Here is a 14,369-nt window from a genome sequence, read left to right on the forward strand (position 1 = left end):
TGGGGGGATGCCGGACGAGACGGATCTCACGCCGCAGCGGGTCCGTAACCCCTGGGGACAGGGTGAGCGGCTGCGTACGGAGATCCTGGAGGCGGCCGTGCGGCTGCTCTCGGAGCTGGGCGGCGCGGAGGCGCTGACGATCCGCGGGGTCGCGCGGGCGGCCGGCATCGCCCCGGCGAGCATCTACCAGCACTTCGCCGACAAGGCCGCGCTCGTCCGCGGGATCGTCGAGTACGACTACGAGCGCCTCTCGGCCGTCATGCGGGAGGCCGACGAGAGCGTCGACGCCGGCGACGTGGTCGGGCGGGTTCGCGCGCAGATGCACGCCTACTGCCGGTTCGCGATCGCCAACCCGGGTCACTACCGGCTGATGCTGGGCAACCGCCGCATCACGCACGAGCCGGACGGCCGGCCGCGCGGCCCCATGGTGGCGGTGGTGGAGTCCGTCGTCGCCGCGTTCGAACGCTGCGAGCGGGCGGGCCAGCGGCTGCGCCTGCCGAGCGACCGCGCGGCCGTGGTGGTGTTCGTCGGCACCCACGGCCGGGTCGCCCTGTTCCACTCCGGCCAGTCCGACGAGAACGCCGAGCGCATCCTGCGGTTCGTCGACGAACTCATCTCCCTCGTCCTCGAGTAGAACTGGCGTGTGAGGGTCGGCGTGTGAGACACCCCTGGAGCTGGGGGTGTCAAGCGGCGGTGTTGTGGTGGACTCGGTGTGCCCATGCGGTGGCCGGGTTGTAGGGGGTGCTGGTCTTCAGGCAGCCGTGCAGGATGCCGACGAGTCGGTTGCCGAGTTGGCGGAGGGCGGCGTTGTGGCTGGTGCCGCGTGTGCGGAGCTCGTCGTAGTAGGCGCGGCATCCGGTGTCGTGCAAGATCGCGCAGGATGCCTGCATGTGGAGGGCGTCGAGGAGACGGTCGTTGTGGACGAAGCGGGCGTGGACGGTTTTGGACTTGCCGGATTGGCGGGTGATCGGGCTGGTGCCGGCGTAGTTCTTGCGGGACTTGGCGTCTGCGTAGCGTCCGTCGGCGTCGCCGAACTCTGCGAGTACCCGGGCGCTGAGGATGGGGCCCAGACCAGGCTGGGATAGGTAGATCTCAGCGTCCGGGTGCCGGCCAAAATAGGCCTCGACCTGCTCTTCCATTGCCTTGATCTCGCTGGTGAGGGTCTGCAGGACCGCCACGGTCGCCCGTGTCGTCGCGGCGTAGGCCGCGGTGATGATGGGGCTTTGATCCAGGTGTGGGGTGCTCAGCGCGTCGTGGATCGCCTTTGCCTTGGCCGTGATGTCACGGCGGCGGCCGGTGAGCGCTGCGGTGATCGCCTGTGGGCCGAGTTCGGCGGCCGCCTGTGGGGTGGGGGCCGCCGCCAGCAGCTCCAGGGTGTCGGCGGCGGTCAGCCCCAGGTCTTTGTAGGCCATCAGTGCGGCCGGGAAGTACTCGCGCAGCGCGGCCCGTAACCGGAGCATGTGCCGGGTCCGTTCCCAGATCAGCGTCTGATGCGCACGGGCCAAGACCTTGACCGCCTCGGCGATGCCGGAGTCGGCGGCGACCTGGCGGAGCTGGTGACGGCGGGTCCGGGCCATGTCGGCCAGGGAGCTCGCGTCGGCCTTGTCGCTCTTGGCGCCGGAGACCGACACGATCTCCCGGTGCCGGGCGGCGACCTTGGGGTTCACCCCATACACCTGGTAGCCGGCCGCGATCAGCGCCCGTACCCACGGGCCCCGGTCGGTCTCGATACACACCACCACCTGCGAGGGGTCACCGTCATCGGGCAGGAGGGCCGCGAGGAGTTCATGCAGACCAGACACCCCCGCCACACCCTCGGGCAGCCGGGCCTTCCTCAGCGCCCGGCCCGAGCCGTCCTGAACCTCCACATCATGGTGATCTTCGGCCCAGTCATCTCCGACGAACAACATCGCCGCTCCGCTCCATCGGGGGTATCGATCCAGATCAGCAGCCCGCGAGAGCCCACCGGCGGCCTAATGGACCAGTGCTCACGCCAACCGGCGGGCACGACACCCCATCAGCGGTCCGGCTCCCGACCACCAGCGAGGGCACGATCTCACACCAGGACTCAACAACGGTCCAGGGGCACCGAGTGCTCACCCACCAGCGGCTACCAGGCACCGAGTCTGTCCCACAAACTCACCCGGCACCTCCCATTAGGGGCACCCTCACCACGCTCCTGCCCGGTCAGAGTCACCCTCACAATCCGCAAGCCCCGGCACTGGCCGGCGTGGCTGGCCGCAGTCGGCCGAGCTCCGAGAATCCGCACGACAAACCGCTAGTTAGCAGGCGAAACGTGATTTAGACCTCATGTTGGCACTCTCCTCATGCATTGCCGCTCGGCATATGCTGAGGAAGTCACCGAACAATCGTTCGGCAACTGTCCGTGTAGGAGGCCTCGATGCCGGACACCCGTGTGCCCGCCTACCCGATGAAGCGGGCCTGCCCGTTCGACCCACCGCCCGAGCTCGGCCGCATCCGCGCCGAGGATCCCGTCACCAGAGTGCGGCTCTGGGACGGCAGCCAGCCCTGGCTGGTCACCGGCTACGACGACCAGCGCGCCGTCCTGCGGGACCGCCGGTTCAGCGCCGACGTGAGGAGACCCGGATACCCCCACGTCACCGCCGCCTCACGGGCGCGGCGCCGGCGGTCGCGATCGTTCATCTCGATGGACGAGCCCGAACACGGCAAGTACCGCAGGATGCTGACCAGCACCTTCATGATCAAGCGCGTAGAGGCCCTGCGCCCGCGGATCCAGAAGATCGTGGACGAACTCATCGACACGATGCTCGCCGGCACGCCACCGGCCGACCTGGTCTCGGCCTTCGCGCTGCCCGTGCCCTCGCTGGTGATCTGCGAGCTGCTCGGCGTCCCGTACGGCGACCACGACCTGTTCCAGCGGTGCAGCCGGACCATGGTCAGCACCCGGTCCACCGCCGAAGAGGCGGTCGCGGCCGGCGACGAGCTGAAGGAGTACCTGGTCCGCCTGCTCGACCGCAAGGCCGACGAGCCCGCGGACGACCTGCTCAGCCGGCTGGTCGTCGAGCAGGCCGAGACGATGACGCGCTCCCAGCTCGCCGACATGGCCGTGCTGCTGCTCGTCGCCGGGCACGAGACGACCGCGAACATGATCGCGCTCGGCACGCTGACCCTGCTCCAGCATCCCGACCAGCTCGCCGAGCTGCGCGAGGGCGACCCGGAACTGATCAAGAGCGCGGTCGAGGAGCTGCTGCGCTACCTCAACATCGTGCACAGCGGCCGGCGCCGGGTGGCCACCGAGGACGTCGAGGTCGGCGGGCGGCTGATCAAGGCCGGTGAGGGCGTCATCGTGGCGACCGACGCGGGCAACCGCGACGAGAGCGCCTTCCCCGACCCGGACGTGCTCGACCTCCACCGCGACGCACGGCACCACGTGGCCTTCGGGTACGGCATCCACCAGTGTCTCGGCCAGCCGCTCGCGCGGGTCGAGCTCCAGGTGGTCTACGGCACGCTCTACCGCCGCGTCCCGACGCTGCGGCTCGCGGTGCCGCTGGAAGAGGTCAGGTTCAAACACGACATGCTCGTGTACGGCGTGCACGGGCTGCCCGTCTCCTGGTGAGGAGGAATTCGGCATGAAGGTCAGCGTCGATCAGGACAAGTGCATCGGATCGGGCCAGTGCGTGATGCTCGCCCCGGACGTGTTCGACCAGCGCGATGAGGACGGCATCGTCGTCCTCCGCGACGCGAACCCGCCGTCGGACCTGGACGACGACGTCAGCGAGGCCGCCCACGTCTGCCCCGGCCTCGCGATCGAGGTCGAGGACTGACACCGCGGCGGGCGGATTCAGGCAGGGGTTTCGTCGTTGTCGGAGGTCGGGTGCTTGACCTTCATCGCCCAGGCGATGAAGCGGGTGATCTGCGGCAGGGAGGGCTCCTCCTGCGGCCGGTCGGGGCGGCGGCCGTCGCTGGTGACCGGCGTCAGCCGGGCCACGCGGTTGAAGTCGCCGCGCAGCCGCAGCCAGCGGCGGCTGCGCGGCTCCGCGTGCTCGGCCAGGCGCTCCTCCAGGGAGTTCTCCAGCGCGTAGCCGACCGCACGGTTGACGCGCGTGTGCTCGCTGACCCCGTGCCGGAACTGGCCCTCGGGGTCGCGCGGCTCGGGGACCCGGCGGCGTGCCCCCTCCGGGCGCAGCACCGCGTCGTACAGCGCCTGCGCGTCGGCCATGTCGGCGCGGTGGTAGAAGAAGTCGGCGCGCGCCTCGCGCATGCGGCGGCGTACGGCGTCGTCGAAGAAGTGGCCGGTCACCACGATCACGGTGAGCCGCCCGGCGTGCCGGCGGATGTGCTCGACGACGGCCACGCCCGGGAACTGGTCGTTGGGGCGGCGGTGGTCGGCGGCGTCCACGATCGCCACGTCGGCCTCACTCCACACGCCGTCGGCGGCCAGCGCCTCGTCGTGGTCGAGCGCCGCGACCAGCGTGATGTGGTCCGAGGCGGACAGCAGGGCGGCCATCCCGTGTCGGTTGACGGCGTCGTCGTCGACGACCACCACGCGGACGCACGCATCGACAGGCCGCGGCATGCCGCCCTCCCCGCACCTGGAACCTACGCCAACATGATTACGGATTCCGTGCGGATAAACCATTCCATTCTAGAAAGGAATGGTTATTCAGTCGGCCGCGGCCGTGGCCAGCATGGCGCCCGCCTCCTCCAATCGACGTTCGATCTCCTCGCCCATATAACGCGGAACCGCGTTTCCGAGAGCGCGGTAGCGGCCCTGTAGCTGATCGACCGCCTCGCCGGTCAGCTCCACCACCAGCAGGCGCCCCCGGCGGAACCCCTCGCGGACCGCCTCGTCGCTGATCCGGACGCGCTGGGCGTGTATGTCGGCGACGTCCTGGTCGAGGATGTCGCGGACGCCCATGATGGTCAGCACCGGCGGTGCGAACCAGCACAGCCCGATCAACGCGTCCACGGCCCGGAACGGCGGCATCGCCAGCGCACCGGTGCCGAGGGCCGCCGCGAGCCCCGCCGCGACCAACGGCAGTCGGCTCCGACGCAGGTCACGGGCGTGCACGTACACCAGCGGCACCACCCAGTGCAGGAAGAACTCGAAGGGCAGACGGCCGCTGCCCACGCGCATCGCGACCGAGGTCACCACGCTCTGCAGCGCGCCCAGCAGCAGCGCCACCGGGATCACCCGCCGCGCCAGGTCGCGCGGGTCGCGGCCGGCGTTGCGGTGCGCCCACCACGCCGCGACCATGTTCACCGCCGCGAGCAGCGCGGTGAGCCAGAGCGGCACCGCCTCCCACGCCGGCACCGACTGGCAGAGCACGACCATCGCGCCGCCGATGAACGCGATCGGCGCCGCGGTGATGGGCCAGGAGTCCGGCCGCGGGTCGGCCGGGACGATGACCGTCCGGCCGTCCACGAGGACCTCCTGCCGCTGGCCGGGCGGCCCGAGATGCGGCGCGTCGACCGTCACCGTGCCGCGCGGCCCCATCGCGTCGAGGTCCGACTCCAGGTGGCGTGCCTGAGCCGGGGACAGCAGGAGGGTGCCCGCGCCCGGGCTGATCCGCAGCTCGACGTCCGTGGACAGGTCGGGGCTGCGCGAGTTGTACGCGCTCTGCCAGCGCAGCAGCGCGACTCCGAGGTAGGTCGACTGGCGCCCGCACGCCTCGGCCAGGGCCGCCTTCCACCCCGAGAACGGCGCCGGGACCGGCGCGGGCTCGTACTGCGCGATGAGCGGTGCCGTCCGTACGAGGAGGTCGACCACGGAGTCCGCGCCCATCGCGACGCTGTTCTGTCCGGCGAGTTCGGCCTGGCTGACCGCGGCCTCGATGTGGTGCCGCATGAGCCGCGCCTCTTCGCGCCAGCGCGCCAGCAGGTAGACCCGGATGAGCCGTCCGCCGAGGGCCGCGAAGCCCGGCCACAGGAGCGTCAGCAGCGTGAAGTGCCCCACCGCGGCCTGCGTGGCGGTGGCCGCGCAGCCGACGAGGACCGGGGGGACCAGGCCGCGGGTGCCGTACCAGAGCCCCGCCTCGGTGATCACCGGGCTGGCCGCGATCACGACCACGTCGCCGGACCCGGGCAGCGCGAGCGACCACAGCGCCACGTCGAGCGTGTCCAGCGCCACCCGCGGCACGATCCGCCGGCCGGGGCCGCTGAGTATCGGCGCGAGCAGGCAGTCGAGCACGCCACAGCCCAGGGCCGCGAGCGCGAGGAGCCGGCCGTGGCCGACGCCGCTCTGGAGCGCGACCAGCGCCTCGAACAGGCGGGTGACCAGCTTGAAGCTCAGCAGCATCCGGAGCGGGAAGGCCTTGGCCACGCGGGGCATCAGCCGGCTCAGCGACAGGTCCTCGCGGGGCATCCTCAGCGTCAGGTCGTCCTGCGCGGTGTCCGCGCCGGATGCTCCGCCCGTGGTCACCGAACGCCTCCTGCCGTCATCCGCCTCAACTATGGCCCAGCCCGCGCCGGATCAGCGGGGCATCGCGCAGACCGGTCCGGACTGCGCGAGCGCCGTCCCGCCGTCGGCCCGCCGCAGGAGCACACCGACCAGGAAGCAGTACTGCTGACCGGGCTTGAGCGGCACCGCGACGTACGTCTCCGGCAGCCGGCCGTTCGTCCGCGACAGCGCGGCGACCGGCTGATCGTCCGCGGGCTGGCGGCGGATGATGATGCCCGCGCCGTCGCGCCGGGCGTCCGGGGGCAGGGACCACGTGAGCACGGCCTGCTGCGGCGCGGGCACGGCCTTGAGCTTGGCGGGCTGGTAGCGGGTCAGTTCGAGCTTGCTGAGGACGGGCGCCTGCCGGGTGGCGGTGGGCGCCGGGTGCGACGGGGCGGGCGTCGGGGCGGCGGGTGTCGGGGCGGGCCGCTGCGCCGCCGCCTCCTGCGACCGGCCCCTTCCCAGCAGCCCGATGACGCCCGTGACGGCGACGATCGCCAGCGCGGCGGCGGCCACGACCAGCACGCGCCGCGCGCCCGGCCCGCCCGGTTCCGCCGTCTCGAGCTCCAGGCCGGGAAGCGTCTCGACGAGCGGCCCCGGCGTCTCGGTCACGGCGTCACCAGGAGCGGTCGTCAGGGCCTTCTCGGCGGCGGGGTCCGGCGGTGTGAACGTGGGCGCCGCCTCGGCCGGACGCGCGATCTCGTTCGTCTCGGCGGTCTGGACGCCGCGCAGCGCCGCCGCCAGGTCCGCGGCGGAGGCGTACCGGGCGGCCGGGTCCGCCGCCATCCCGCGCCGGACCACGGCGAGCAGGCCGTCCGGGACGTCCGGGCGGGTGATGGCCGCGGACAGGGGTTCGAGCTTGCGCTGGATGAGCGTCGCCTGCCCGGCCCAGGCCGCCGCGAGGTGCATGGGCTCCCCGGCGATCGCCGTGGCCAGCACGGACGTGAGGGCGTACACGTCCGCGGCGACGCCGGGCTCGGCGCCCTCCAGCACCTCCGGCGCGAGGTGGACGCACCCGGTCGGCGCCCAGGTCAGTGGCGGCGCGGCCGGGGAGAACAGCCCGAAGCCGGTGAGCTCGGGCGCGGCGTCGTCGGCGAGCCAGACGTACTCCGGCCGGATGTCACCGTGCACGATGCCGGCGTCGTGGGCCGCGCTCAGCGCCTCGGCGAGCCGTACCGTGAACGCGACGGCGGCGGGCGGCGGTAGCGGGCCGCCCGCGTCGATCCGGTCCCCCAGCGACCGGCCCGGCGCCGCGGTCGCGACGTACGGGTGGCCGGCCTTCGTGCGCCCCGCGTCGTACACCGTCGCGAGGCCGGGCCGCTGCGGGAGGTTCGCCAAAATCGCGCGGAACCGGTCGAAGTCGCCGGCGTGGGGCGCGACGAACACCAGGACCGGCCGCCCGACGCCCTCCTGCACGGCGTGGAAGGCGACCACCGGATCGGCCGCCGGCACACGTGTCAGCCCGGTGTAGCCGTCGGGGACGGAGAGTTCGGCCGTTCTCGACCGCCTGAGCTTCACTTCGTCTCCTTCACAGTGCGGCGTACGGCCGCCCACGGGGGGCGCACGAGTTCGCGGAACCGCTGGGCGCGGGTGACCCGCCCGTCCACCAGCGCCCGCATCCGCGCGACGATCAGCCACGCGGCGGCGGCGTCGGCCTCGCCGGCCGGGCGGCCGGAGAACACCGAGGCCGACAGGTGGCGGGCGAGGCTCTCCATGTGCGCGCCGGCGACATCGCCGAGGCGGCCTCGCGTGTGTTCGGTGACCTCCTCGGCGGTCGAGGTGGTCAGGTCGCCGGCGCCGGGCAGCCGGGCGAGCGCGTCGACCGTCTCCTGCCAGGCGCCGACCACCTGCTCGTACGGGGTGCCGGACCGGCGCCGCATCCGGGTCAACGCACGGGTCACCGGCCCCGGCAGCAGGTAGCCGGCGAGCAGGAGGAGCGGCAGGAGCGCGACGGGCCACCAGCGGTACACCGACGCGCCGGGCGACGCCGGGGCGGTACGCGCGGCGGCGGTCTGCTTCGGCTGCGCCGAGGTCCCTCGGGCGGCGACGGTCCGGTCCAGCGCGGCGCGCTCGGGCGGCTCGCCCACGGACCGGCCGATCGTGCCACCCCCGTCGCCGGCCCGTGGCACGGGGTAGAACGGCACCCAGCCGAGCCCGCGCAGGGCCACCTCGGGCCAGACCACGACGTCGGCCGTTGTCACCTCGTACCGTCCGCCGCCGACCGGGTGGCCCGGCGTGAAGCCGACGGCGATCCGCGCCGGGAAGCCGAGATGCCGGGCCATCAGCGCGAACACCGTGGCGAACTGGTCGGCGGTCCCCCGGTGGCTCTTGTCGTAGAAGAAGTGCAGGTGCCCGACGGTACGGCCGGGCGCGGCGCGCACGTCGTACCGGTCCTGGGTGCGCAGCCGGTCCTGGAGGGTGAGCAGCCGCTGGTACGGGCTCACGGCGTTCCGCGTCAGCCGCTCCGCGTCGGCCAGGATCGAGGGCGGCACGTCCGCCGGCACGTCGAGGGTGTCGCGGTACGCCGGGCCGTACGCCGGGGTCGCGTCGGCCGCCTGTCGCGCGGTCAGGCTCGGGACCCTCGCGGTCACGCTGTAGCGCAGCCCGGTGGCGGCGTGCCCGCCCGCCGTGGTCAGCACGCCCGCCGTCCGGTCGACGCGCACGAGCGTCCCGGTCACCTCCGTGGCCCGGTCGGGGGCGGGCAGCCAGGCGAACGGCAGGGCGTCGACGGCCACACTCTCCCGTACGGACCGGCCGGGCCGTCCACCGGCGGGCAGACGAGAGCCGACCGGGACGTACGACGCGCCGGAGGACCAGTCGAGGCCGTCGTAGTGGTCGAAGACGGCGAGCCGCTGGTTCACCGGGGCGGCGGTGGTCAGCGTCAGCAGGCGGCGGGGCGGCTCGGCGGCCCACAGCGAGGCGTACGCGAGGGGGCTGAGCTGGTGTTCGAGCTGTTCGGGCGGGTGGACGAGCGCGCGTGGGTCGAAGACCGGGCGCTTCCCCTCGTACGGGAGGCGGGCGGCGGCGGTCAGGGCGCCGAGCACGACGACCGCGCACGTGACGGCCGCGACGAGCGTCCGCCGGAGGCCGGCGCCGCTCCGGACCGCCAGCAGAAGGGCGGCGAGCCCGGCGAACAGCGCGGCGACCGGCAGCCCACGGCCCGGCTGGGAGACGCCGAACCCGATGCCGGTCAGCAGCACGAGGCCGGGCGGCAGGAGCGCGAGCAGCGGGGTGACGCGCGGGTCGGCGGCGCGCCCCGCCCAGTACGCCGCCCACCAGACCAGGGTGAACACCCAGAACAGCACGGCCGGCGTCGCGGGCAGCGGCAGCGCCTGGGTGAGCGCCATCCGGAACCCGTCCACCAGGCCGCCGCGGACGACGTCGGGCACGCCGGCGGTCCCGGCGCCGAACGCGAGCGCCAGTGGCAGCCCGGCCACGAGCCAGCCCGCGAGCGCGACCAGCAGGGATCCGCGCCGGGCGGTCACGACGACGACCGTGGCCAGGACCGCGGCGAACGGCACGACGAGCAGCACCCGCGTCGCGCACAGCGGCACGAACGCCAGTCCCGCGACCCCGGCGAGCGCCGCCGTGAGCACCCGCCTCACGGCCGTGCTCCCACGAGGTCGTTCCAGCGGGCGCACGCCTGGGCCGCGCCGGTCGCGGCGATGACCGGCACCGCGCCGTCCGTCGCCACGGGCGCGGCCACGCCCTTGAGGTGGAGCACGATCAGCGCCGTACGGTCGAACCGCGGGGCGACCTGCCGCAGCGCCGCGAGGTCGGCGTCGCCGGCCCGCCCGGTCACCGCGATGAGCGCGGCCCCCGTACGCCGGTGCGGCAGGGCGTGCGCGAGGCCGCTCACCCCCGGCCCGGCGCCGAGGGACAGCCCGGCCAGGAAGTCCAGCGCCTCCGCCGCGTCCCCCTTCGCCTCGACCGTTGACCCGCCCGCCACGCATCGGGCCGGGAAACCCAGGCGTACGGCCGCGACCAGCGCGGACGCGGCCACCTCGACGGCCTCCTCGAAGCAGACGTCGCCGTCGTAGCCCATGTACGCGGTGTCGAGGAGGACGGTGGTGGCGGGCAGGCTCGTGTCGAGGTTCTCGCGCACCATGAGCGAGCCGGTGCGGGCGGTGGACCGCCAGTGGATCTGCCGCAGGTCATCGCCCGCGACGTACTCGCGGAGCCGGTGGAAGGCCGCACCGCTGGCCACGACCGTGTCGGCCGGGCCCTCCGGGTTGCGCGCCCGGCCCGACGGGACGATGGTCATCGGATGCGCCACGGGGTGGACGTACAGGCCGCGGACGTCGCCGGCCTCGCCGCCCGCCGACGCCAGGCCAAGGCCGTCGCGCCGCTCCCAGCGCAGCGGCCCGGCCTCGTACACGCCCCGCCGCGTGCTGTCGAGCCGGTACGTCAGCGTGGTCTCCCGGCCGGGGCGCAGGAACGGCACCTCGACGGGCACCCGGCGCGACCCGAGCCGGTCGTGCACGACCGTGCGCGGCATCGGCAGCCGGCCGGTGTTGCGCACGCTCAGCACGCAGACCGCGGGCTCGCCGCGCGCCACCCGCGTCGGCTGCAGGTCGCGGGACAGCTCCAGCGACGGCCGCCACGCCACCGCGGCGACCGCGAGGACGACCGCGAGCAGCGCCGCGCAGCCGAGCACGTCGAGCTCGGTGTAGCCCAGGCCGTAGCCCCCGGCGAGGCAGCACAGGCCGGCGACGAGGAGGGCGATGCCGGTACGGGTGGGCACGGCCTACCTCCCGTCCGGCACCCGCGTGGAGGCGAGCACCCCGCGGACCACGTCCTCGGCGGACCTGCCGCCGACCTGGGCCTCGGCCGTCAGCAGCACCCGGTGCGCCAGGACCCGGACGGCCAGCGCCTTGACGTCGTGCGGCGTGACGAAGTCGCGCCCGCTCGCCGCGGCGTGCGCGCGGGCGACGCGCAGCAGCGCGATCCCGGCCCGCGGGCTGGCGCCGAGCCGTACGCCGGGCACCGTCCGCGTCGCGGCGGTCAGCCGTACGACGTAGTCGTAGACCGGGTCGCCGACGTGCACCCGCTGGGCGGCGGCGATCATCTCGCCGACCGCGGTTTCGTCGGCGACCGTGGACACCGGCCGGGCGCGGTGGCCGTTCGCCTGGGTCTTCAACACCTCCATCTCGGCGGTGTGGTCGGGGTAGCCGACGGTGAGCCGCATGGTGAACCGGTCGATCTGCGCCTCCGGCAGCGCGTACGTGCCGTCCATCTCGACCGGGTTCTGGGTCGCGACGACCATGAAGGGCCGGCGGACCGGGTACGCCATGCCGTCCACCGTCACCTGCCGCTCCTCCATGACCTCCAGGAGCGCCGACTGCGTCTTCGGCGACGCCCGGTTGATCTCGTCGGCGAGGACGATCGAGGAGAAGACCGGGCCCGGCCGGAACTGGAACTCCTGGGTGCGCTGGTTGAAGATCGACACTCCGGTGACGTCGGAGGGCAGCAGGTCCGGGGTGAACTGGATCCGCCCCCAGCTCACGCCCAGGGCCCCCGCGAGGGCGCGTGCGATCGACGTCTTGCCGACGCCGGGCACGTCCTCGACCAGCAGGTGCCCCTCGGCGAGCAGGCAGATGAGCGCGGCGTCGACGACCTCGCGCTTGCCCTTGATGTCGCGGGCGACGCTGTCGCCGATGGCGGTGAACCGGTGCGCGTACTCGGCGACCGGCAGCGGTGGCGGCGGCGCCTGGGTCGTCAGAGTCATCGGGTGCCTCTCTCCTGTCGGACGTCGTGGTTCAGTGGGTCACGGGCCGCGTCATGGGCCGCGTCACGGGTCGCGTCATGGGCAGGGCCAGACGCTCTCGTAGGCGTCCGCCCCGCCGAGCCACAGCGTGCTGACGTAGCCGCGCTCGCCGTCGTGCTCGATGAGGATCCACTGCGTCGACCGGACGCCGTCGTCGTTGCCGATCGACTGCCCGTCCTTGTGGCAGTAGCCGACGACGGTGGCGCCCTGCGGGGCCTCGCCGGTCGACGCGCTCGTGTGGGTGGGGTCCTCGCGCATGGTCGCCCGGCAGTTCGGCAGGTCGGTGCACGGGTTGACCGGATCCGTCGTGGTCTTGGACACGTCGACGGTGAAGGACTTGCCATCGCCGCCGGACCGCGCCTTGGCGGTGGCCGCCGACGAGTCGCCGCCGTCGGTGTGCGCGGTCACCGAGAAGGTGTAGGTGCGCAGGAAGACGAGCCGGGTCGCGTCGACGGTCAGGACGGTGCTGGTGGTCTGCACCGAGCCGGAGGAGTCATCGCCATCAGAGTAGAAGACCGTGTAGGAGACGTTTTTAGGCGCGCCCGACGGCGGGCTCCAGGAGACCCGGACCGAACCCCCGGGCTGCGGCGCCGCGTCGACACCGGTCGGCGCGCCCGGCGGCTCGGGCGCCGGGACGGTGTCCGTGGGCGTCGGGGTCGGAGTCGGGGTCGTGTTCGCAGGAGGCGTCGGCGTCGTGTCGCCAGGCGGCGTCGGGGTGGGGTCCGTGCCGTCCGTGGGCGTGCCGCTCGGGGTGGTCGGGATGCCCGACGGGTCGGGTGGCCCGCTCGTGTCGGACGGCCGGGACGGAGTGCCGGGGCCGGGCGTACGGACGGTGACGGGTCCGGAGGGGCCGCTGCCCGGGACGGTGGGCCGGGTCGCCGGAGCGCTCGGCGTCGATCCGGGCAGCACCGGGCCGGCCGGGCTCGGCGACTTCCTGGCCCCCGGCCGTACGGGCGTGAACTTCTGCACCGGGCGCGGCGTGCCGTCGGCGCCGACCACGACCGCGTGCGAGCTCTCGGTGTCGTTGAAGTACACGGCGTCGTTCTCGGGCAGCGTGTCGATGGGCCCTGCCTTGCCGCCGACCGGGAAGGACGGCTCCCACGTGTGGTGGGTGGTCGAGTAGACCAGGACCGAGCCGGTCGACTGGTCCGGGATGTAGACGCGGTCGCCGTTCATCGCGGGCGCGCCGAGGTCGTGCCCGCCGCCGTTGTCGAGCCGTACGGACTGGACCTTGTGGGCGTCGGTGTCGACGACGAAGAGACGGCCGCCGGTCTTGTCGACCAGCGGCAGCCGGCCCTTGTCCTGGGTGGCGGGGGCGAGCAGTGCCGCGCCGGAGGCGGCCCCGGGGAGCGCCGCCGACCAGGCGACACCGGTGGCGGTCAGCACGCTGACCCGGCCCTTGGTGCCGTCCACGACGACCGGCCGCCCGCGGACGACGGACACGGCCATGTTGGAGCCGCGCCCCTGGACGTCGACGGGGGTGCCGAGCCCGCCCGAGGTGACCGGCACGACCATGCCGTCGTCGGCGCGCGGCAACCAGAGCGTGCCCTGGGCGTCGACACCCGCGGTGCCGAGGTGCCCGGGGACGCGGATCACCGCCCCGACGTTCTCCAGCGTGGCGAGGTCGATGCGCTGCACGGTGCCGGCCCCGTAGTCCACCAGGTAGGCGGCCTTGGCCCCGGCGACCAGCCGCACGCCGGGCACGGTCGCCCGCGCCGGCCCGGCCGTCAGCCGCCCAGAGTCGATCTTGGTGAGCACACCGGTGCTCGGGTCGTACACGAGGATCGTGTCGCCGTCCTGGCTGATCTGCAGCCGGTGCCCGGCCGTACCGGGAAGGACGATCTCCGCCGACGGCCGCCCGCTCGTGCCGTCGACGAGCGTCACCGACCCCCGGGGCGTGGTCCCCAGCCAGGCGGTGCCGGCGTGCGTCGAGAAACCGGCCGAGGCGATCCCCTTGCCGGCCGCGAACGCGACCCCGGCGAGGAGCAGCGTCGCCGCGAGCCCACCCGCGATCGTCCGGCCCGGCGTCCGCCGCGCCATGACGGCACGGACGGCACGCCACACGTGGTCCTGCAGGCTGCCGAGCACGCGTTCCTCCTCGTGAACGGTCACCGGGACGCCGATGCGCCCCGCGCCTCATTCTGCGGAGAAGGGGTGCGCGTTATGGTGACCCGCTTTGCG

At 73.7% G+C, this 14,369-nt stretch carries 11 protein-coding genes; 3 read left to right on the forward strand and 8 right to left on the reverse strand.

Annotation, left to right across the window (positions count from 1 at the left end; translation table 11 throughout):
• Positions 1–7: 7 nt before the first annotated feature.
• Entirely contained in the window at positions 8–634 is a 627-nt protein-coding gene (locus OG417_RS53750; protein WP_329247579.1) for a TetR/AcrR family transcriptional regulator, read from the forward strand.
• Positions 635–683: 49 nt separating this feature from the next.
• On the opposite strand, the gene OG417_RS53755 is transcribed toward OG417_RS53750, so the two are convergent.
• Positions 684–1,910, reverse strand: a complete 1,227-nt coding sequence (locus tag OG417_RS53755) for an IS110 family transposase (protein ID WP_329239396.1) — start codon at positions 1,908–1,910, stop codon at positions 684–686.
• A gap of 491 nt (positions 1,911–2,401) precedes the next feature.
• Here OG417_RS53755 and OG417_RS53760 point away from each other — a divergent pair, with 491 nt between their 5' ends.
• Both OG417_RS53760 and OG417_RS53765 read left to right on the forward strand, forming a co-directional pair.
• Positions 2,402–3,598: a cytochrome P450 gene (locus tag OG417_RS53760; protein WP_329247582.1), complete on the forward strand. Its 1,197-nt coding sequence runs from the start codon at positions 2,402–2,404 to the stop codon at positions 3,596–3,598.
• A gap of 13 nt (positions 3,599–3,611) precedes the next feature.
• A complete protein-coding gene (locus tag OG417_RS53765) occupies positions 3,612–3,806 on the forward strand; it encodes a ferredoxin (RefSeq protein WP_329247585.1) in 195 nt (64 codons plus the stop codon).
• A gap of 17 nt (positions 3,807–3,823) precedes the next feature.
• On the opposite strand, the gene OG417_RS53770 is transcribed toward OG417_RS53765, so the two are convergent.
• From OG417_RS53770 to OG417_RS53800, 7 genes are all read right to left on the reverse strand, one after another.
• On the reverse strand, positions 3,824–4,558 hold the full coding sequence (locus OG417_RS53770) for a hypothetical protein (protein ID WP_329247588.1): 735 nt from the start codon (positions 4,556–4,558) through the stop codon (positions 3,824–3,826).
• A gap of 87 nt (positions 4,559–4,645) precedes the next feature.
• On the reverse strand, positions 4,646–6,403 hold the full coding sequence (locus tag OG417_RS53775; RefSeq protein WP_329247591.1) for a hypothetical protein: 1,758 nt from the start codon (positions 6,401–6,403) through the stop codon (positions 4,646–4,648).
• 51 nt (positions 6,404–6,454) lie between these two features.
• Complete coding sequence (locus OG417_RS53780; protein WP_329247593.1) at positions 6,455–7,939, reverse strand: protein kinase domain-containing protein; 1,485 nt, start codon at positions 7,937–7,939, stop codon at positions 6,455–6,457.
• Positions 7,936–10,026, reverse strand: a complete 2,091-nt coding sequence (locus tag OG417_RS53785) for a transglutaminase family protein (RefSeq protein WP_329247596.1) — start codon at positions 10,024–10,026, stop codon at positions 7,936–7,938. The genes OG417_RS53780 and OG417_RS53785 overlap by 4 nt, the downstream gene beginning before the upstream one ends.
• On the reverse strand, positions 10,023–11,165 hold the full coding sequence (locus OG417_RS53790) for a DUF58 domain-containing protein (RefSeq protein WP_329247599.1): 1,143 nt from the start codon (positions 11,163–11,165) through the stop codon (positions 10,023–10,025). The genes OG417_RS53785 and OG417_RS53790 overlap by 4 nt, the downstream gene beginning before the upstream one ends.
• Positions 11,166–11,168: 3 nt before the next feature.
• On the reverse strand, positions 11,169–12,149 hold the full coding sequence (locus OG417_RS53795; protein ID WP_329247602.1) for an AAA family ATPase: 981 nt from the start codon (positions 12,147–12,149) through the stop codon (positions 11,169–11,171).
• 75 nt (positions 12,150–12,224) lie between these two features.
• Positions 12,225–14,300 carry a fibronectin type III domain-containing protein gene (locus OG417_RS53800; protein WP_329247604.1) on the reverse strand — a complete coding sequence of 692 codons (2,076 nt, stop codon included), beginning with the start codon at positions 14,298–14,300 and terminating at the stop codon, positions 12,225–12,227.
• Positions 14,301–14,369 lie beyond the last annotated feature (69 nt).

It is taken from the genome of Actinoallomurus sp. NBC_01490, assembly GCF_036227085.1.
GTDB lineage: Bacteria > Actinomycetota > Actinomycetes > Streptosporangiales > Streptosporangiaceae > Actinoallomurus > Actinoallomurus oryzae.